The organism is Blastopirellula sp. J2-11 (genome assembly GCF_024584705.1).
In the GTDB taxonomy this organism is placed as follows: Bacteria; Planctomycetota; Planctomycetia; order Pirellulales; family Pirellulaceae; genus Blastopirellula.
In genome coordinates, this window is record NZ_CP097384.1 from 1,550,292 (window position 1) to 1,569,953 (window position 19,662).

Here is a 19,662-nt window from a genome sequence, read left to right on the forward strand (position 1 = left end):
ATCAGAGGAGTGAGGGAAAGGACTGTCAACGAGCGCGGCTCAGGCGTAAAATGGTCGCGACTGACAGCTTGCGTACTATTCTAGCCCCCTTCGGCGTCGCGGCGAACCCTTTTTCATTTGGGCATTTTGATGGCAGATTTTGTGACCGTCGCGAAAGTTGGCGATATTCCCCTTGGACAAGGCCAGGCGTTTAACGTCAGCGGACGCATGGCGGCCGTATTTCATCTGGCCGATGGGACGTATCAGGCGATCGACGATTTTTGTCCACACATGGGCGCTTCGTTGGCCGGCGGCTATGTCGAAGATGGCGTGGTGATGTGCCCCTGGCATGCGTGGGGGTTCCAGCTTTGCGACGGCGCGTGGCTCGATAACCCGAAGGTGAAGGTCGATTGTTTCGACGTTCGCGTCGAAGGGGATGAAATTCAGGTGCGGGTTAACGCCAAAGAATAACGTGGTGTAAGCTCACTTTTCTCTCTCAACACGTACAAGGACCGACTGCCATGTTCTACAACCTGCTGCTGGCCCAAGTAGAAAATCCGGGTGAGAACCCCGCCGGTGACAACGCCGCTGCAATCGATGTCAGCGAAAAGGCGACGCAAACGCTGACCGATATGCAAAACTGGGGAAACTCGGCGGTCGTCTTTTTGCAAGATCAAGGTCCCGAATGGGTCTTGCGAATTGTCACGGCGATTCTGATTTTGTTTATTGGACGCTTGGTCGCTTTGTGGGCGAGCGGATTCTTAAAGCGGCTGATGAATCGAGGAGGCGTTGATCAGACGCTCTCCCTGTTTCTCTCGAACATCGCATATGGCTTTTTTCTGACGTTGGTCATCGTCGCCGTGCTCGATCGCTTGGGGATCGATACCACCAGCGTCGCGGCCGTGTTGGCGGCTGCTGGTCTGGCGGTTGGCTTGGCGCTGCAAAACTCGTTGGCGAACTTCGCCGCCGGGGTGATGATCATTTTCTTTCGCCCCTTCTCGGCCGGCGATTTTGTAGAAGCCGGGGGAGTGTCGGGCATCGTTGACGCGGTCCAGATTTTCCACACGCAGATGAAGACGCCGGACAACAAGATGATCATCGTCCCCAACGGCAACATCACCAGCGGCAATATCATCAACTACTCACGCAACGCGACCCGCCGCGTCGATCTGACGGTTGGTTGCGGCTATGACGACGATCTACGCGAGGTAAAGAAGTATTTGATCGCCTTGTTGGAAAGCGACGAACGAATCCTCCAAGATCCAGCGCCGGAAGTTCGCGTGACCGAACTCGCTTCGAGCAGCGTTAACTTTATCGTTCGCGGTTGGGTCAAGAAGGAAGACTGGTGGGCCGTTACCTGCGATCTGACCGAACAGGTCAAGTTAGGCTTCGACGAACGTGGGTTCTCGATTCCGTATCCGCAGAGTGACGTGCATATGCATCAGGTGGCGCCGTCGGCGTAAGCAAACCAAAACCGTCCAGCTGGCTCGCTGACGCTCTTTGAAGTGTTGAAGTTGCGTTATTCTCCTGGTTGGCCGCGATAGCGGAGCTATCGCGGCCAACCAGGGACCTATCGCGCAACCTCAAAATGCGCCAACGAGGGAATGGGCTCGCTACTTCAATCCGCTGTAGCGCCGCCACACGTCTTTCCCTCGCTCGTGCATCTCAAAAGTTGCGCAATATAAAACTGAGGATTGCAGCGGCGACTATTCGCCTGCCGCTGGCGTTAACGATTGCTCCAGCTTCAGTAGTTCGGCCACGATCTTCGTCGTCGCGTCAATCTCGACCGAACTGGTCCCCATCCAAGTTTCGTATCCGCCTAGACGATGCTGTTCCGGCGTCGGCAGATAGCCGAAAGAACCGTTGGCCAGTTCGATGGTGAACGACTTGGCCAGCGGCGTGCGTGCTTTCAGTTCGAGACCTGTTTCGGTGAACGTTTCAAACGGAATCGCGGTAATCGCGAGATCGCCAATTCGCAGCGCTTGCAGCGGGATCATGAGCTCTGCGGGCGATTCTTGCAAACGATCGATTCGATCGGCGTAGATCAGCTCACGACGATGCTCTTGCTTGCCGCCTGCTTTGGCGCGGGCGCGAACTTCCTGGAAATGTTCGATCATCTCCGGGGTCGGCTTGCGCACCTTCAACGGCAATTCGCTCGCGGCCGCGTCGAGCGTGACATAGTCCTGAAACTCCAGCTTCTCGTGCGCTTCCTGGACCTTGGCTGCGACCTTCTCGGCCACTTCCTGCATTTTTTCGTACCGCCCGTAACGTTTGCCGTTTTTCTCGGAGAAATTGATGTTGTTCACGTCGCCGCTGGTGCCGTTCGACAAGATGCCGACGAAGGCTGGCGTCTGGTCCGTTGCGTTCAGCTTCTTCTCGATGAACTTGGCGAAATAGCCAAAGTAGTCGGCCGAGACATCTCCAGACGGAACGCCGCCCACATAGTGCAGCGAATAGTTCGCCAATAGCGCGATTGGGCGCCCCGCTTTGCTTTGGATCGAGATGAAGCTGATTTCTGGATCGGTGGGGCCAGCCGGGCGATCAAGTGCGGCGCTTCCTCGGGGGGGATTCATGCGGACGCGATCCATGCCGCCAAACGGATTGGTCAGCAGACCGGCGTCTTTGACATACCAGCGCCGGTTGAAAACTTCGGACGGTTCGTCAATTGCGCCCCAGCCAATTTGGGCCGGCTCCAATTGATTGATCGCGCGGCGAACTCCGTCGGCGATGCGACCCGCCAAAAACGATTGATAGTCGGTCGGCGCTGCGTTCGGCAAGATATAGAACGGGCCGCGCGCCGTCGTCGCCGAATGCGTATGGGTCGCCGACATCAATTGATGACTCGCAGGGATCCCGGTCTCTTTCGTGATTTGCTCTTTCGCGGCGTCAAAGACTTCACGAGGAATGCCAACGTTGTCGCAGACCACAATCGCCAGCTTGGTCTGACCGTCATCCAGCACGATGCAACGCGCGTGCAATTCGTCATGAATATGGGTCGCTGGGATCGGTTGCCAACCTCCGACAATCTTTTGCCCCAAAGGAGGCGTGATATTGCTGGTCACCGCGCCGGCTCGGAAGACCGGCTTGGCTTCCTCCGCGGCAAAACCGGTAATACAAGATGATATTACGAGACATCCTGCAAGTAAGAGTAGCGGAGCGTTTGAAAAGCGTGGCATTGCGTTTCTCCGTCGAATGTCGGGAAGGAATCTGGCCGCAAGGAAGGAGCGTCGGTGCGGTGACGACAACAGAGGGAGCGATCATCGCTCAGGGAGGGAAGGCTGTTACGTCCAAGTCATGCGGCAAAATTTTATATTATCGAATCGCACAGCGGTCGGCAATCAAAATCTGGGGACGGAAAGAAATGACCGATGTCAGCGCAGAACGCGTCCGGCGGACCCGATCAATCGGGGCCGTCTAGTTTTGATCGGCGCCATCCTTTTCTTTTTGCGACAAGTAACGCCGCAGATAGAGGGCCCGTTCTGAGTTACGGCCCGCCGTGTCCAACGGCCCGCCGCGCAGCTTTTGCAGATGTGCCGGTTGGGTGTCGACAAACAGCTTGTTGATGTCGGCGATCAGCAGGTCGTCGATCAAGCCCAAGTTGACTCCCATACGGACGCTCGATAGCAAGTGCATCGTCTCTTCGCTGCTGATCGTTTGGGCGGTGCGCAAAATGCCATAGGCGCGGCTGATCTTGTCGTGCAGGTCTTGCTGGTTTTGTTTCAGCAGAAAGTCGCGGGCGCGGCGTTCGTAGTCGATGATCATCGGAACGACGTCGTGCACCTGATCGCGCAGTTCGATTTCGCTGCGGCCGAGCGTGATTTGATTGCTGATCTGGTAGAAGTCGCCCATTGCCTGCGAGCCTTCGCCGTACAACCCGCGAACCGCCAAGTTGATTTTCTGCAAGCTGCGGAAGACTTTTTCGATCTGCTGCGTAATGACCAGCGCCGGCAGATGCAGCATCACGCTCACGCGCATGCCGGTGCCGACGTTGGTGGGACAAGCAGTCAAATAGCCCAACTTGTCATGGAACGCGTAGGTCAGCTTACTTTCGAGCAGATCGTCAACTTCGTTGATTTGTTCCCATGCGGCGACCAGATCGAACCCGCTTTTCATGACTTGGATGCGCAGATGATCTTCTTCATTGATCATCAGGCTCAAGCGTTCGTTGGGATCGATCGCGACGCTACGGGCGCCTTCGGCTTCGACCAGTTCGCGGCTGATCAATTGGCGCTCGGCCAGAAAGTGTCGATCGACGTCCGAAAGTTCGTCGACGCGCATGTAGGCCAGATCGGTCAACTGCGGTACTTCGGCCAAGCGATCGCGCACCGCTTTGTCGATCGCGGCGCGGTCGGGCGTCGTGCAGCGACGGATGAAGGGAAACTCGGCGATATTGCGGGCCAAACGAATTCGGCTGCTAATGACGATGTCGGACTGCGGGCCTGCACCCTTCATCCATTCGCCGGCTCGTCCTGTCAATTCGTTAAGGTCCACATTCATCCTTGGGCACATATTGAAGTGGCGATTTCGGTTGGGTAAATACCGCGATAGAGTTGGCGCCTTAGACGCTATGATCGTCTTCGGCTTGCTCTTCGCCTTCTTCTAAGTTGCGAATCGTATCGCGCAGTTCGGAAGCGCGCTCGTATTGTTCGAGACGGATCGCTTCGTTCATCTCACGCCGCAATTGTATCAGTTTCGTTTGGCTCTCGGTGCTGCGCTTGTGCGTCAGGGGATGTTTCCCCTTGTGGAGCAGATCGCCATGAATGTTGACGATCAACGGCTCCAGTTCGCTGGCGAAAAAGACGTAGTCATGCGGACAGCCAAGTCGTCCCTGATTGCGGAACTCATAGAAGCTAATGCCGCAAATCGGACAACATTTTTCGTCCAGCTTTTCTAGTTCTTTCGCCGTGTCGGCGACTTTCAACTGCTGGGCCAGCATTCCGGCCAGCGACGCTTTGCCAGGCATGCCGGTCCCCGGAGTCTGCATCAGGTATTTTTGCGCACAACCCTCGCAGAGATGAATCTCTTGCGGCTGTTCGCCGGTGAGTTCCGTGATATGGAACGTCGCCGGTTTTTCGCATTGCTGGCACTTCATACCCACACCTCTTTTCACATCGAAGAGCGACCGGCGGAGCGAACCTTTGTCGCAACTGCGCCACTACATCAGAGCGCCGGTCGCCGGATACGTCGACCTAAAGTCAGCCGTCGGACCTAGATAAGCCGCCAACGGACAATTGGATTCTATCGGGGCAGGGGGCTGCGTCAAGACGATCGGACCGAAGCGCGTAGTTGTTGCCGCGCGGCCTAAGTCGTGCATTTGCATTGGCTTACCGTCGCGCCGGCATTGCCGCTAGGCCGCCCCCTTGCTAGGCTTGGACGCAGCCCGTTTGGTCACTTTGCTATCACCATTTCCCGGCCGCCAGCGCCGCCAGAAAACCTGATGCCGCACGCACCTGACTTCGCCCAATTTTCCAAACTGGCCGCTGACCATGATATGGTCCCTGTTTTTCGGCGGCTGATCAGCGACTCGCTGACTCCAGTTTCGGCGTTTCACAAGCTCGACGATGGGCGCCCGGCCTGTTTGTTCGAGAGCGTGATCGGCGGTGAAAAGATCGGCCGCTACAGTTTTCTCGGGTTTGAGCCTGACTATCATCTGGCTGCGACACGTAGTGAAGTCACCGTCACGACCGGCGACAAAATCGAAAAATTTACGTGCGAGAACCCGCTAGAAGAGCTGCGCCGCCGCCTGGCGGATGTGCGCGTCGCCCACCTGGATGGGTTGCCTCCGTTTACCGGCGGAGCGATCGGATACGCCGGCTACGACGTGATTCGCTATGTCGAAAATCTCCCCAACGCCCCTGAAGATGATCGCGGGCTGCCTGATCTCTCGTTCGGCTTTTATCACCAACTGGTCGTATTTGACAACGTCGCCAAAACGGTCGACGTGATCGTGCTAGCCCGCTGCGACGCCAAAGAGGAAGCGGGGCTGAAAAAAACATGGGAAACGGCCTGCCGCGAAGTCGACCGCATCGTCGTCAAATTGGCCACGTTTGACGCGCAGCTGCTGCCGACCGATATCGACACCGGCGGCGCAGTGACGCTGAAGTATGAGTCAAACTTTACTCAAGACGAATTTGAAAACGCGGTTCGCGGCTGCGTCGAGTACATCCGCGCCGGCGATATCTTCCAGGTTGTGATCAGTCAACGCTTGCAAACAGCGATCAGCTGCGATCCATTCGAGATTTATCGAACGCTAAGAATCGTGAACCCGAGCCCGTTCATGTTCTTTCTACGGACCGCCGAGACGACGCTGGTCGGCAGCTCGCCGGAGATCATGGTTCGCGTCGTCGACGGACACGTCACGGTCCGACCGTTGGCGGGCACGCGTCCCCGCGGCAAGAACGAAGAAGAAGATAACGCGCTGGCCGAAGAACTGCTGGCCGATCCCAAAGAACGAGCCGAGCATGTCATGCTGGTCGATCTGGGCCGCAATGACGTGGGCCGCGTCGCCCAGTATCGCAGCGTCGAGATCTCGGACGTGATGGTGATCGAACGCTATAGCCATGTGATGCACATCACCTCGAATGTCACGGGACAATTACGCGACGATTGCGACGCGTTCGACGCGCTGGCCGCTTGTTTGCCGGCCGGCACGGTCTCGGGCGCTCCCAAAGTTCGCGCGATGGAAATCATCGATCAGTTCGAAACCCGCCGTCGCGGTCCCTATGCCGGCGCCGTCGGCTACATCGACTACAGCGGCAACATGGACACCTGCATCGCGCTGCGAACGATCGTCATTCAAGACGGCGTCGCCTACGTTCAAGCCGGCGCCGGCATGGTCGTCGACAGCGACCCAAGCAGCGAATATCAAGAGACGCTGAATAAAGCGCGGGGATTGCTGAAAGCGATTGAGATTACGCAGCGGCGAGCGGGGAAGTGAGGAAGAAAAGCGGAAAGCGGGGGTTGTGAATGACCGTACGCTGGTTGGTTTCGTCTTTCTGCATTAGCCGATCCAACCGGCTACAATCTCTTCGATCTGCTCGCCGTCGAGGGTCTCATGGGCGACCAGATTGTCGGCGATTGCGGCGAGCGCCGCCCAATGATTTTCGGCGTCGAGTAGTTGATGGAGTTGCCGCGTCGCGTCTTCCAGATAACGGAGCCGTTTTTTCTCTTCCCGGAACAGCGGAGTCGCCGCTTCCCACGCCGCCGCCCAATCATGGGCCCACTCGGCGACATGACCCGGATGAAACGGCTCGCCGCTATAGAGCATCTCGGCGACTGGTCCGGCCAGTGCGACCAACACCATCTTCTCTTGGCGCTGCTTGGGGGTGAACAGCGAGAGTCGCCATTCAATTTGCGCATCGCCAAACCGCTGCGGCCCGTCGTCATTTTCGGGCTCGATGGTCAAGCGGCGAACGCGGGCGCCGACCAGGACTGCCATCAACGCGTGTCCCGATTCGTGATAAGCGATTGTTTCTTCGTCTTCGTCCATAAGGCAAGTTTATGTGTCGATGGAGAAATCCGTAAAGACGGCAGGCATTCTCGCCTCCATTGGCAAGCAGGCGGGAAAGATTGACTGTTGCTCTATGGTTCGATTTTTTGCGATAATACTACTCCTCATGCGCGGGCTGCAGGCGTCTGATCTGTCGCCGACGCCATCTGTTTTCTGGCGGCCTCGGTTGGAGACGAAGTGCAGAGTCGACAGGGAAGTTTTCTCTTGGTCGCGTCGAATCCATCCGGGATTTGGATCGCATCGATGCGCAATTGCGTTTCTACGCGGGAGGGGACTGAGGTCCTTGGCAGGTTCAGGTGCGTCCAGACACACCGTACAAAATTGCCCAAATTGACACTCAGGCAAAATGGGCGAGGCCTCAAAAAAACGGAGAGCGGTCCAGTCCAACCGATTAAACCGTAGGACAGGCCGTGCCTGCCGCAACAAAAGTTTCCCCAGATTGACATTCGGGAATAATAGGTAATTTATTGGCAAGTAAACTTCAGCGGTCCAGTCCGATGTGCACAAATAGTCGCCTTTCGCTCCCGCGAAAGTAGCGTCAGCCTTACGCATCTTTCGCGGGAGCGAAAGGCGACTATGGGCCGGAACAGACTCTCAGTGCAGGAAGTATTTGGAGTGATCGAAAAAAACAAACCGGTCCGGTCCGGTCCAAGGCGACGGCACGTCGGCTCCGACCGGGATTTGATACAATTGCTCGACCGCCCTCGCAAGTCATCGATCAATCCTCATCCTGCCCAACGCCGCTTCGCGACTAGATAAAGCATCTTTGATATGAAAAAGCTCTTTCAACCCGATCCGCTGCGCATTCTTCCCGTGGGGCATCAGCCGACGGCCGATCGTGCGCCAGACGAGATTGCCGAGGGTTCGCCGGCTTGGCTGCGTGATGACCTGGTCGAGATGCTGGGCGCCGATCAGGTGTTGTCGCGGCCGATCGATTTGATCAAGTACGCCAGCGATGCGAGTCCCTATCGATTGTTTCCGAAGGTGATTGTGCTGCCGCGGCATGTGGAGGAAGTACGGCAAATTTTCGCCTACGCCAAGCGAAAGCAATTGCCGGTCACGATCCGCGCCTCGGGATCAAGTCTCAGTGGTCAGGCGCAAGGAGACGGCATCCTGATCGAAGCTCGCCGTCATTGGGCCGGTTGGACCATCGAAGAAGAAGGCCGTCGCCTGCGCGTCCGTCCTGGTACGGTGTTGTTTCGCGCCAACTTGGCGCTCGCGCCGCACGGTTATCGCTTGGGCCCAGATCCGGCGAGCGGCAGCGTCTGCACCATCGGCGGCGTGGTCGCGAATAACTCAAGCGGCATGTGCTGCGGCACCGCCCAAAATTCGTATCAAACGATCGAGTCGCTGACGTTCCTGCTGCCGACGGGGCATTTGATCGACACGGCGGCGCCAACTGCGGTCGAGGACTTTGTGAGTGCGGCGCCAGAGCTTGCCGCTGGTCTGTTGGAGATCAAACGCGAAATCGAAGCGGACGCTCCCTTGGTCGAACGGATCCGCCGCAAGTTCAGTATCAAAAACACGACCGGCTATCACATGGAGTCGTTCCTCGACGCCGACACGCCGCTTGAGATTTTTCGACGACTGCTGATCGGATCGGAAGGGACGCTCGCCTTCTTGGCTGAAGCGGTCTTTCGGACGGTGCCGGACGACAAACAGCGTCTGACTGCTTTTTTGATCTTTCCCGACATGTACGCAGCGGCGGCGGCCGTCGCTCCGTTTGTAGAAGCCGGCGCGGCGGCGGTGGAATTGACCGATCGCGCGTCGCTTCGTTCGGTCGAAGGGAAGCCGGGTGTGCCGCAGCGTTGGCGCGATCTTGGCGAATCGGCGACTGGACTGTTGATCGAGTTCCGCGAGAGCACCGCCGAACTGCGTGACGCCGCACTGTCGGCCGCCAATAGGGTGTTGGCCAGTTTGGATCTGGTCGAGCCGGCCGAGTTTACGACCGATCGTCGTTTGGCGGCGCAGTTCTGGAGCGTGCGCAACGGCCTATTGCCGTCGGTGGGCGGATCGCGTCCCCCCGGCACTTCGCTCATTCTCGAAGATGTCTGCTTTCCCAAAGATCGTCTTGCGGATGGCGCAATCGATCTGCAACAGCTGCTCGCCCAGCATGGTTACGAAGGTTTTGTGTTTGGGCATGCGTCGGCCGGCAATCTGCACTTTTTGATCACGCCGTCGCTCAACACGCAGACCGATGTCGATCGCTATGACGCATTCATGGCCGATGTAGTGGCCCTGGTCGTTGACAAATACGACGGCTCCCTCAAAGCCGAACACGGCACCGGCCGCAACGTGGCGCCGTTTGTAGTGCGCGAATGGGGGCCGAAGCTGACTGGGCTGATGTGGAAGCTGAAGCGGCTGACCGATCCCGACGGGATTCTCTCACCAGGCGTGCTGTTGTCGGAAGACATCGCATCGCATCTGCAAAATCTGCACACGACGCCGATCGTTGAAGACGAAGTCGATCGCTGCGTCGAATGCGGTTACTGCGAGCCGGTTTGTCCGAGCCGTAATCTGTCGACAACGCCGCGACAGCGGATTATTTTGCGGCGCGAAATGATGCGGCAACCGGCCGACTCGCCGGTGACGCTGGCGCTGCTGCGCGACTACGAGTACGAAGCGATTGAAACCTGCGCTGGCGACGGCGTTTGTGCGATCGCTTGTCCGGTGAACATCAACACCGGCAATCTGATGAAAGAGTTTCGCCGCCAAGAGCATACGGCGACGCAAGAATACGTGGCCAAAAAAGCGGCGGAGAACTGGTCGACGGTCGAGAGCATCTCGCGGACGGCGCTGCGTGTGAATCAGTTGTCGGCAAGTACGCTGGGCGAGTGGCCCGCCAAAGCGATCACGGGCGCATCACGGGCCATCGTCAGCAACGACCTGGCGCCAGCTTGGTTGCCGAATCTACCGGCGGCGGCCGATACGAAGCTGCCCAAGACCGATCCTGCAAACGCGACGGCGGTTTACTTTATGGCCTGCGTCAATCGGATCTTCGGCGACTCGCCTGACGCGAAGCCGGCGCCCAGTCTGGCCGAAGCGATGGTCGCCGTATCGGCACGCGCCGGAATGCCGGTTTATATTCCCCGCGACATCTGGGGGAACTGCTGCGCGACGGTCTGGCACTCGAAGGGATATGAAGAGGGAAACGCATTCATGGCCAACAAGATTGTGGAGAGTCTCTGGCGCTGGAGCGACGCTGGCCGGCTGCCGATTGTCTGCGACGCGTCCTCCTGTACGTTGGGGATCGCCAGCGAGATTCTCGAGTATCTGACTCCGGAGAATCGTGAGCGACACGCTCAACTCTCGCTGCTCGATTCAATCGACTGGGCCCACGACTTTTTATTGCCCCGATTGCAGATCGCCAAGCCGGTCGGCTCGGTCGCCGTCCATCCTACCTGTGCGACGCAGCATCTGGGATTGGGAGAAAAGTTACGCGCTCTCTGTGGAGCCTTGGCGCTGGAGACCGTCGTGCCGATTCACGCAACCTGCTGCGGTTTCGCGGGCGATCGAGGGTTATTGCATCCAGAACTGACCAAGGCCGCGACCGCGGAACAAGCGGCCGAGTTGGACCATCGCGAGTTCGACGGCTATGTATCAAGCAATCGAACTTGCGAGATCGGCATGAACCAGGCGACCGGCGCCGATTATCGATCGGTGCTGTTTCTGCTGGAAGAATTGACGCGGCCTGATGCGGCGTCGCTAGGATGATCGAGCGACGCATGGCGGCGCCGCTTCAAAACTCTGGTCCCACGATCATCGGTTGCGCGTGGGGCAGGGTGGTGAAGGTGAATTCGTGGCCGGTTATCATCTCACCATCGACGGAGAACTCGAACTCTTTCTCGCTGCTTAGTCTGATTTGGGCGGCTCGGCGGTAGAAGACCGACTCGTGATCAAGGTAGTTGCCTTGCAAAAAACTGGCGGCGATCGAACCAAGATCGATCAGGCTTTCGCCGAGCAGTCCGGTCACTTCCAGGAGCCCGTTGTTGAGCTTCGCTTGGGGGGCGATTTCGACGCCTCCGCCGACGGTTCGGCCATTGGCGATCGTGAGCGTCCAGAGTTCCAACTCCAACGGCGCGTCGTTATCCAACGTCAGGCGAAGCGGGTACTTTTCGAGCTCGGGGAGCGCTTCCAGACTGCCGCGTGCATAGGCGAAGGGCCCCCAGAACTGTTTTACCTCATCGCTGACGCGGTCTTCGACTTTGCGCTGATTACCGCCGGCCGCGACGTTGATGAACCATTTCGACTGATTGTCATATTCCAGCTTCACCACGTCGACGTTCGCGGTCTGATTGGCCCGGATCGCGGCGATCGCCGCCGTGGGATCGGGCGCATAGCCGAGAGAGCGCACGAAGTCGTTGCCGGTGCCTAGCGGTACGACGGCCAAAGTCGGTCGGACGTCCCCTGAATGCAGGTGATGGATCATGCCGCTGATTCCACCATCTCCGCCGGCGACGATGACCAGATCGCTATCGGTGACCTGATCGAGACAGCGGCAAGCCTCTTCGAAGGATTCGGTTTCGTGAAACGAATCGCCGGCGAGGGTTAAAAGTTCGGTCTTCGCTTCTTCGGCGACGGCGCCTTGACGAGCGTTTCGATTCCAGATGACGACGTAACGGCGCATCGGTGGTGCCTACGGATGGGGATGGAACAGCGGATCCCCATCCTAGAGCAGATCTGGCGCCAAATCGAGAACAGGCGGATTGCTCGGAAAAAGCAGCCTCTCATTCAAGCCGGCGTAAGCTTCGAGCGATCGTCGGAAAGGTTGGTTGATCGTCGCACGATCAACGCCGTTTAATGGAAGATCTTCTGCAAGATCGCCCCTTGGCCAACCCGAATTTTCGGCTCGTCCGCCGATTCTGCGGCAACCGCCGCTTTCGGACTGATCGCCAGAGCGACCCAACCGTCGTAGAGGGCCAACTGGCTCAGCTCAAACGATTGCAGTCGAGAGTCGTCAGCAACTTGCGGAGGGATGATCGGCAGTGACCGTTGCTTCGAGAAGACCTTGGCGAAGACGGCGCGGAGCGCGATCTGACCGCCGAAGCCGAGTTCCGACCCGTCTAGTTTGATCGTGCCTTCGCGGACCAATTCGGCTCGCAGGCCGGTGATTTGGGGAGAATAGGCGACGATGACGCGAAAGTTGCGATAGACGCGATCGCCGTTGGCAAGTTCGGCCAATGCAAGCGACATTTCGACCTTGCCGTCATAGATGCGGATTTCGATCGGATTCTCATCGGCGAAGACGACTTCGACGCCTTCGGGAATCTGGTCGAGCAAGCTGCCGTCGGATTGCGGCAAGCGTCCTTCGATTTGGCGAACGACATCGTCCAAGCGGTAGCGCCGACCGGCCAGTTTCAATTGTCGGACGCTGTTGTTCAGCGTTGATTCATGCAGTTGCATGCTAAAGGCAGAGTCTGCAAAAGCGACCGGGCGCGGCGTATGGGCGGCGAGCTGCAAGTCGCCAGCGATGCGGAAACGCCCCACTAGCTGATCGTTGGTCGTGTTTAAATCGACGACGGCAGGGGAAAGTCCCATCGTGCGCAGGGGATCTACCGCCAGGTTGAGCAGTTTATCTTGCCAGAGCTCGACCTTTTCGTTGAGTCCTGCGTCGAGTTGTTGCGTTGCGTTTTGTTCCACTTTGTGTTCGACCACGCGGCGAGCTTCGAGCTGCTTCGCTTCGGATTGGTTGCGGGCGACCGAGCGGACGATCGATCCAAGCAGCGGCACTTCGTCGTAGTCGGTTCGCAGGCCGTTGATACCGGTGGTGGTTTGCGCCGATGCGATCGCCGGCGACACCCAAAAACCGAGCGGATTGACGACCAGCTGTTTGGAAGCCTGATAATGGGAGCGACCATGATTGAAGACGGTCACCGGGCCGGAACTGCTGGAGGTGTTACTGTCGACAACGCCGTAGACATCCAATTGCACGCGCCATTGAACCGGATCCGGGGATAGGCGGATTTTCAGTTCGGTTTCGCGGCGACTTCGCCCTTGAACGCGATTCCCCAGGATCGTGTCATCCACATCTTGTTCGGCCGGCTCCATCTGCGGCAACAGGGCGTCCATAAATGAGGCGTTGACCGCGATCCGACAATTAGCGTTGCGATAGTGCTGATCGATCAAAACGGCCAAAGCCGTCAGGCCAGCGTCCGAACTGTAGCTGAGCGATTGACACGAGTCGGCCAAACGAATCGCGTCGGTCGACGACAAGGTCGTTTCAAACTGTTCCATTTGAATCAGTGCCGTCGCCAGCGAGACATCTTCCGCCGCCCAGACCGTCAACTCTTGTTGGAACGGAGCGAACGCCGGTCGGGTAATGAGTTGTTGTTGCGCGGTATTAAGATCGGGCGATTTCAGGCGACGAAGGACTTTGCGAGCCAACGTGCGACGTTCCAGTTCGGGATAGCCAAGCGACATCGCGTCACGAATGTGGTCGAGCAGGAGGAAGTCGCTCCAACTCAGTAGTTCGCCGCCGGTTCGTAGCTCATCTTCGATTGCGTTAAGCGGCGTCGCCATCTGGTGCGGATCAAGCGGAGTAGGTTCGACGGCGGCGCCAGATTTCGCACAGGCATGCAGCGGCCTCCAGATCGCCAAGCGTCGCTGCAGCGCGAAGCCGACTTGCAGCATGTCGGTCCGCTTCCACGAATAGCCCAACTGATTGGCCAACGTCGAAGCATCGTTGTGAATCACGACCAAGTTATCAAGAATGTTGGTCGCATCGCTAGAAGCGAGCGGGATCCCTTCCAACTGATTCAGCTCTGTATTCAGTCGCGCGGCCCAAGCTTCGCATTCGGGATGAAACGCAACTCGTTTGGCCAAAGCTTTCAACTGAGGTGTCGGCGGCCAGACTTCGGCCAGCGGCTCACTCGACAGAATTGGGTCAGAGATGATGAGCCGCGTACGATCGGGCGCTTCTTCTGGACGAACCATCGCCGAGGCGCGTGGCAACGAAGGGAGAACGGGATCGGGAATATCCGTACGAGGCGCCGGACTCGCTAGCATCGCTTGTTCGGCCGGCGGCTCGGATGGCGAATCGGTCGGGAGCGGCGGCGTTAGATCGAGTGAGAACTGCTTTTCGACACGCGGCGCAATTTCGGCTTGCTGCGGGCGAGAACGGGGATCAGCAAGCGTGGGGCCGTTCGCGGCGAGCTGCTCGGGGCGTTTGGCGAGGGTCGGTTCCCCTTGGGCTGGAGTTGGCCTTTGCGCCAGTGTCGGTTCTCCCTTGGCCAGCGTGGGAACGGCGGCTGGAGTCGGTTCGCCTGGGGGCGGCGTGGGCGATTCGGCGGCGTTGGGCGCTGCTGGACGAACCTGCGCAGCCGGTTTCGCTTCGGCCAAGCGGCTGTCATGGCTAGGCGTTTCGGATTGCTGCCAGAGCCAGGGGGATGCTGCGCTCAGCCCCAACAGTAATACGCCGTAAGCCCAATAGGCTGGATGAAGGATTTGCGGGTTCCGCCTAGAAGTCACCTTGGTATGCCCCTTGAGAAGTGGCCTGTCCGCTGCGAGCCCGAAAAGGGACGTAACCCTAAAATCGGATTCTCTGCCCGCGTAGTGCAATCCGATTCGCGCAAACAATACTGTGTGGCGGGGAATTTTCACAGAGGAAGTGAAATTGGCGCGACGCTAGCTGGTCAACTCGCCTAAATCGCGCAAGATTCCCACTACCGCCGGCGCGTACTCGCGCACATCCCATGCTTCGGCATGGGGCAGGCTAGCAAAGTCGAAACGCTGGTCCGACTCGACCACAAAGATGCTGTCCGGGGGGGCGGCCGCTAGCATCGCGTTGATCAGCGCCAGCATTTCGTCCGCCTGACTGATGAACAGTTCGTACGGCGGGCTGCAAAACACGACCCACGGCGTATCGTCAAACTTGGGTAGACGCCGAGCCCAGAAGAAGGTGTTGGCGGCGAACAGCTGCGCGCGATCGCTAAGACCAAGATCGTCGAGATTCTGCCGGACGAGTTTGGAGGTCGGAATGTGACGTTCGATAAACGTCGCTCCCACGGCTCGGCGGCTCAGCGCTTCGATCCCGAGTGCGCCAGTCCCGGCGAACAGGTCGATCGCATATTTTCCTTTAATCGCCGGCCCGATCAGATTGAAGACAGCGGCGCGAACGCGCTGTTTCATAGGGCGGGTTAATTCGTCGCCTGAATAGACGAGCTTTTTGTTTTTGAAGTCGCCACCGATAATGCGGATCGGCGCATCGAGTCGCGGCTCTTTATCGGAAGAACGCGGGTTCGATTTCGGTTTCCCAGGACGGCTAGGCATTCCGCTACAATCAATCGTTTGGACATCGGAATAATCTGTCCAGACGACCAGAATTGCGGGTCGTCGTCAACCAGATCTGACCAGACGAAACCTCATGAGCGACTCGGATCAGGCCAGCGAACTAGAAAAGCAGATTCAGCGCCATCGGCGCGCCCAGATTTTGTCGGTTGCGATCGGCAATGGGGCGACGCTGCTGATGTTGGTTGGGCTGATGATGCAGTGGCCTCTCTTCGCGTTTGGAGGAGCAGCAACGACGGCGATTTGTTTTGTCTCGATCCTGTGGCGCGGCTGGAAATCGGCGGGGGCGGCGAAAAAGCTGGATCAGTGTCGCCAAGAAAAAACCCCGGCCTGAAAGGGCGAGGCGGAACACCCTTACAGGCCATTGGGGTCGAACTTCTGGCCCAGGCAAAGGCCGAAGTATCATCGAAAGGCGAGCCTGACTATCTAGCCAGGCTCGCCATGACATTTCTCATTAGGCGCCGTGAGTCACGGCTCCCGAAGTCGAAGGCGAAGTGGCCGGGCTGCCGCTGGGCGTGCCGCCGAGCGATTCCGAGACCAAGTGCGGCGGGTAGGCGTACATCCCGTGTTCGGTGATGTCCAAGCCCTTGATTTCTTCTTCAGCCGGAACGCGAAGTCCGATCGTGAATTTCAGCAAGAGGAAGATCACCAAGCTGGTGCCGAAGGCCCAACCAAAGCCAGCCGCAACGCCGATCGCTTGCGTGATCAGCTGAGCGGATCCGCCACCGGTCAGGATGCCGACATCGCCGGCCCACAGACCAATCGCCAACGTTCCCCACGCTCCGCAAACGCCGTGCACCGAAACGGCGCCGACCGGATCGTCGACTTTGATCTTATCAAAGAAGACGCAGGAGAAGACGACGAGAACGCCAGCAACCAAGCCGGTCACAGCGGCGAACATCGGCGACATGATATCGCAGCCGGCGGTGATGCCGACCAGACCAGCCAAAGCGCCGTTCAAAGCGAACGAGGTGTCAGGCTTTTTGAACATGATCCACGAGACGGCCAAGGCGCTGATCGCGCCAGCGGCAGCCGACAAGTTGGTCGTGACAGCGATGTAAGCGAAGCTGCCGCCGCCAACCGCGGTCGTGCTGCCCGGGTTAAACCCAAACCATCCCAACCACAGGATGAAGACGCCGAGTGCGGCCAACGGGATGTTATGACCCGGAATCGGCTTGATCTTGCCATCGGCGGTGTACTTGCCGATACGCGGACCGATAACGATGGCGCCGGCCAAAGCGGCCCAACCACCCACCGAGTGAACAACCGTCGAACCAGCGAAGTCAAGGAAACCCATTCCTTCGAGCCAGCCGCCGCCAGCATACAAACCACCCCAGCACCAGCTGCCGAAGATCGGGTAAACAATGAGGATGATCAGGAACGAGTAGCAGAGATACGAGACGAATTTGGTTCGTTCCGCCATGGCGCCCGAGACGATCGTAGCAGCCGTCGCGGCGAACACGGTTTGGAAGATCAAGAAGGCCCAGTTAAAGCCGACGTTCGAGTTCGCTTCTAAAGCCGCTTCGCTGGCGCCGTCAAAGAAGAACAGCGTCGTGCCGCAGAAACCGTTGGTCGTGCCGAACATCAAACCGAAGCCGACCAGCCAGAACACCAACGACCCGACGGAAAAGTCCATCAAGTTTTTCATGATGATGTTACAGGCGTTTTTCGCACGAGTGAAACCACACTCGACCAACGCGAAACCAGCTTGCATAAAGAAGACGAGGAACGCAGCCAAGCAGGTCCAGAGAGTATCGACATCGCCTTGGAAGGCGGCGAGATCAGCACTCAGCGATTCAATCGTCGGAGGCGCTTCCGCTTCTTCGACTTCTTCTTCCGCCGCCATTTCAGCAGCAGGAGCACCATCGGCAGCTTCTTCCGTCGCGGCGCCGTCTTGCGCTCGCAGCGGGGCGGCGACTACCATCGCAACCGCCAGTGCACAAAGGGTGCACCATAATTTCGGGTTAAGGGAGAGGGAGCTCAACATGGGCCATTACCTTAAGTAGGAGTGAAAACAGTCAGCCTCTATTGCCAGGGCCAAATTTTTTTTAGGCCCGCTTTTCATGTTTGCCTTCTCGGGCAACCGCCAGAAAAACGAACCACACGTGCACGATCGGGTGGAAAAGCAACCGTCGTGCCACGCGGTGCTGGCGCCATTTGTGAAAAAGGGTGAGAAATTAGCGCAAAGAGCGACAAACCGTGTAGTGAGAAGAAGTTGCAGCCGATGACGGTTTGTTCATAAACCAGAAAGATTTTGCGCCAGTTGGTCACTTTGCTGCGATCATGCGCATGGACTCTGCGCGATCTCTTAGCAATCGGCCGCCTCAATCGCGGCATTCGGTCCGGTGATGGAAGATGAACGGACCGCAACGGGCCGTTTACCCCGATTAGAGGCAGAACGATTTCCAGAACGCTCTATGCAGCCAGAAGCGCAAAATGGCTGCGGGGATTCCCCGATGAGGGAGAAACCAAGCATCGTCGCCGCAGCACAGGTCTAGGCTGCTTTCGGCGCCAAAGAGGGCGCACCTCGAAAAACAGGTGCTAAGGAGTAGCGATCGCGTCGATGCGGACGATGCGAGCTCGCCCCGCTTCATCAATCATCGCAACGGTCTCGGACTGAATGGTAAAAGGGCCGAGCGAGAACCCGCCCAAGCTACATTGGCTGGGGATCTGAAAAGCCGACCGGGCCAGGACGGCGCGATAGTAAGTGGGAAGCAGCGGGTTCGCCTCGGGATCGAAGATGACGGTCGGCTGAGTTTGCGTAATCGCGCCAAAAATTAATTCACCGCTCGCCTGCTTATTGCCGTTCAAGTGCGTTTGGATTTGGCCGACTTCATACGGCAGGTAGTTGAGATCGGGATCTGAAAACGCAAAATTGATCCCTTGCACCGTATTCGATTCGGCCATCTCGGCGGCCATTTGACGAGGGATCTGCGTCGAAATTTGATTATTGACCTCAAGCGTCTGATCCCATTCGATAACTCCCGCCAGAGCGGCTGCTTCCAGCGCATCTTCTACTTCAGCGCGAGCTAGCCATAAGCGGCCAGTTTCGATCGTGAAGATCAATCCCGTTAATGCTAACGGCATGATGACAATCAGCCACAATACCGAGACTCCGCGACGCGAACGTCGCGTGATGGATCGGCGTTGATGATTTTTGCGCTGCATGACCGGTTTAATCAACAAGCGAAAGCAGGGAATAGGGGACGAAGTCGTCGAATATCTAGGGAAGACTTAACGGAGCTGTATTATGCCGATGCGTGGTCGTTTGCGACACGATCCGTCCGGTAATATCCATCCCAAACGTCTTCAACAGGTTGGGAGTGAGGCCCGTCATCGGAGTTTGAACAGCAACGCGAACGCAGGGACGGGATGTCGGCAGCAGTTCCAGCAGTTCGGTGGGCGCAGGGTAACTAGCACCGGAGGTTAACTGCGTCATTGGACCACCAGAATTGTGGACCAAAATGATCTGTCGGCTCGGTAGGTTTAAGGTTTCGAGTTGTCGATCGATCGCGGCGATTACGGCGACAGGCGGATCGCCGCTCACGGGGAGCATGATCCGCGACGCGACCAGCGCGCCAGCGCGGCTGGCTTCTTCCAATCGCTGCAAATTGGCGTAGAGCAGATGAAACTCAACAACTGCCAGCAACAAAATAAGGAGTATCGGCAGTGTCAGGACCAGTTCGAGCACGACCCCGCCGTGACGTGGTGAGGTTGCGCTGGCGCCTCTCTTTTTATGCGGCTGTAGGAGGGCTGGGTAAGACAAGGGGATTGTACTGCGTAGGGAAGGAAAGGAATCAACAGCAGGTATTCATTAACGTGAGCCGCGTTCTCGTCGTCAACCGTTTCTTCCGGATATTGGCGCAAGTTTCGACATAAGGGCCGGT

General features: G+C 57.9%; 15 protein-coding genes. 5 read left to right on the forward strand and 10 right to left on the reverse strand.

Going from position 1 to position 19,662, the window contains the following annotated elements:
* The first annotated feature begins 129 nt into the window (after positions 1–129).
* A complete protein-coding gene (locus tag M4951_RS06430) occupies positions 130–450 on the forward strand; it encodes a Rieske (2Fe-2S) protein (RefSeq protein WP_262025657.1) in 321 nt (106 codons plus the stop codon).
* Between the two features lie 50 nt (positions 451–500).
* Entirely contained in the window at positions 501–1,442 is a 942-nt protein-coding gene (locus M4951_RS06435) for a mechanosensitive ion channel family protein (protein ID WP_262025658.1), read from the forward strand.
* Between the two features lie 243 nt (positions 1,443–1,685).
* Here M4951_RS06435 and M4951_RS06440 read toward each other — a convergent pair whose 3' ends face one another.
* The 3 genes from M4951_RS06440 to M4951_RS06450 all read right to left on the reverse strand — a co-directional run bounded on the left by M4951_RS06440 (position 1,686) and on the right by M4951_RS06450 (position 5,071).
* Positions 1,686–3,155 carry a neutral/alkaline non-lysosomal ceramidase N-terminal domain-containing protein gene (locus M4951_RS06440; protein WP_262025659.1) on the reverse strand — a complete coding sequence of 490 codons (1,470 nt, stop codon included), beginning with the start codon at positions 3,153–3,155 and terminating at the stop codon, positions 1,686–1,688.
* 238 nt (positions 3,156–3,393) lie between these two features.
* Complete coding sequence (locus M4951_RS06445; RefSeq protein WP_262025660.1) at positions 3,394–4,476, reverse strand: protein arginine kinase; 1,083 nt, start codon at positions 4,474–4,476, stop codon at positions 3,394–3,396.
* Positions 4,477–4,537: 61 nt separating this feature from the next.
* Positions 4,538–5,071: a UvrB/UvrC motif-containing protein gene (locus M4951_RS06450; protein WP_262025661.1), complete on the reverse strand. Its 534-nt coding sequence runs from the start codon at positions 5,069–5,071 to the stop codon at positions 4,538–4,540.
* Between the two features lie 345 nt (positions 5,072–5,416).
* Here M4951_RS06450 and trpE point away from each other — a divergent pair, with 345 nt between their 5' ends.
* Entirely contained in the window at positions 5,417–6,916 is a 1,500-nt protein-coding gene (trpE, locus tag M4951_RS06455) for an anthranilate synthase component I (RefSeq protein WP_262025662.1), read from the forward strand.
* Positions 6,917–6,979: 63 nt separating this feature from the next.
* On the opposite strand, the gene M4951_RS06460 is transcribed toward trpE, so the two are convergent.
* Entirely contained in the window at positions 6,980–7,468 is a 489-nt protein-coding gene (locus M4951_RS06460; RefSeq protein ID WP_262025663.1) for a hypothetical protein, read from the reverse strand.
* Between the two features lie 792 nt (positions 7,469–8,260).
* Between M4951_RS06460 and M4951_RS06465 the strand changes: the two genes are divergently transcribed.
* Positions 8,261–11,203: an FAD-binding and (Fe-S)-binding domain-containing protein gene (locus M4951_RS06465; RefSeq protein ID WP_262025664.1), complete on the forward strand. Its 2,943-nt coding sequence runs from the start codon at positions 8,261–8,263 to the stop codon at positions 11,201–11,203.
* Between the two features lie 25 nt (positions 11,204–11,228).
* Here M4951_RS06465 and M4951_RS06470 read toward each other — a convergent pair whose 3' ends face one another.
* The 3 genes from M4951_RS06470 to M4951_RS06480 all read right to left on the reverse strand — a co-directional run bounded on the left by M4951_RS06470 (position 11,229) and on the right by M4951_RS06480 (position 15,757).
* Positions 11,229–12,116: a diacylglycerol/lipid kinase family protein gene (locus M4951_RS06470; protein WP_262025665.1), complete on the reverse strand. Its 888-nt coding sequence runs from the start codon at positions 12,114–12,116 to the stop codon at positions 11,229–11,231.
* A gap of 170 nt (positions 12,117–12,286) precedes the next feature.
* Positions 12,287–14,956 (reverse strand): hypothetical protein, encoded by a 2,670-nt coding sequence (locus M4951_RS06475; RefSeq protein ID WP_262025666.1) that lies wholly within the window; start codon positions 14,954–14,956, stop codon positions 12,287–12,289.
* 156 nt (positions 14,957–15,112) lie between these two features.
* Positions 15,113–15,757, reverse strand: coding sequence for an RsmD family RNA methyltransferase (locus M4951_RS06480; protein WP_262025667.1), 645 nt, complete (start codon positions 15,755–15,757; stop codon positions 15,113–15,115).
* Positions 15,758–15,851: 94 nt separating this feature from the next.
* Between M4951_RS06480 and M4951_RS06485 the strand changes: the two genes are divergently transcribed.
* Positions 15,852–16,109 (forward strand): hypothetical protein, encoded by a 258-nt coding sequence (locus M4951_RS06485; RefSeq protein WP_262025668.1) that lies wholly within the window; start codon positions 15,852–15,854, stop codon positions 16,107–16,109.
* Between the two features lie 120 nt (positions 16,110–16,229).
* Here M4951_RS06485 and M4951_RS06490 read toward each other — a convergent pair whose 3' ends face one another.
* The 3 genes from M4951_RS06490 to M4951_RS06500 form a co-directional block, all read right to left on the reverse strand.
* On the reverse strand, positions 16,230–17,762 hold the full coding sequence (locus M4951_RS06490) for an ammonium transporter (protein ID WP_262025669.1): 1,533 nt from the start codon (positions 17,760–17,762) through the stop codon (positions 16,230–16,232).
* Positions 17,763–18,316: 554 nt separating this feature from the next.
* Entirely contained in the window at positions 18,317–18,943 is a 627-nt protein-coding gene (locus M4951_RS06495) for a pilus assembly protein TadG-related protein (protein WP_262025670.1), read from the reverse strand.
* 55 nt (positions 18,944–18,998) lie between these two features.
* Positions 18,999–19,466 (reverse strand): TadE/TadG family type IV pilus assembly protein, encoded by a 468-nt coding sequence (locus tag M4951_RS06500; RefSeq protein WP_262025671.1) that lies wholly within the window; start codon positions 19,464–19,466, stop codon positions 18,999–19,001.
* Positions 19,467–19,662 lie beyond the last annotated feature (196 nt).

What these genes read in the sequence shown, in the direction of transcription:
- M4951_RS06430 (WP_262025657.1), top strand. Translation starts at nt 130, where the DNA reads ATGGCAGATTTTGTGACCGTCGCGAAAGTTGGCGATATTCCCCTTGGA.
- M4951_RS06435 (WP_262025658.1), top strand. Translation starts at nt 501, where the DNA reads ATGTTCTACAACCTGCTGCTGGCCCAAGTAGAAAATCCGGGTGAGAAC.
- M4951_RS06440 (WP_262025659.1), bottom strand. Translation starts at nt 3,155, where the DNA reads ATGCCACGCTTTTCAAACGCTCCGCTACTCTTACTTGCAGGATGTCTC.
- M4951_RS06445 (WP_262025660.1), bottom strand. Translation starts at nt 4,476, where the DNA reads ATGAATGTGGACCTTAACGAATTGACAGGACGAGCCGGCGAATGGATG.
- M4951_RS06450 (WP_262025661.1), bottom strand. Translation starts at nt 5,071, where the DNA reads ATGAAGTGCCAGCAATGCGAAAAACCGGCGACGTTCCATATCACGGAA.
- trpE (WP_262025662.1), top strand. Translation starts at nt 5,417, where the DNA reads ATGCCGCACGCACCTGACTTCGCCCAATTTTCCAAACTGGCCGCTGAC.
- M4951_RS06460 (WP_262025663.1), bottom strand. Translation starts at nt 7,468, where the DNA reads ATGGACGAAGACGAAGAAACAATCGCTTATCACGAATCGGGACACGCG.
- M4951_RS06465 (WP_262025664.1), top strand. Translation starts at nt 8,261, where the DNA reads ATGAAAAAGCTCTTTCAACCCGATCCGCTGCGCATTCTTCCCGTGGGG.
- M4951_RS06470 (WP_262025665.1), bottom strand. Translation starts at nt 12,116, where the DNA reads ATGCGCCGTTACGTCGTCATCTGGAATCGAAACGCTCGTCAAGGCGCC.
- M4951_RS06480 (WP_262025667.1), bottom strand. Translation starts at nt 15,757, where the DNA reads ATGCCTAGCCGTCCTGGGAAACCGAAATCGAACCCGCGTTCTTCCGAT.
- M4951_RS06485 (WP_262025668.1), top strand. Translation starts at nt 15,852, where the DNA reads ATGAGCGACTCGGATCAGGCCAGCGAACTAGAAAAGCAGATTCAGCGC.
- M4951_RS06490 (WP_262025669.1), bottom strand. Translation starts at nt 17,762, where the DNA reads ATGTTGAGCTCCCTCTCCCTTAACCCGAAATTATGGTGCACCCTTTGT.
- M4951_RS06495 (WP_262025670.1), bottom strand. Translation starts at nt 18,943, where the DNA reads ATGCAGCGCAAAAATCATCAACGCCGATCCATCACGCGACGTTCGCGT.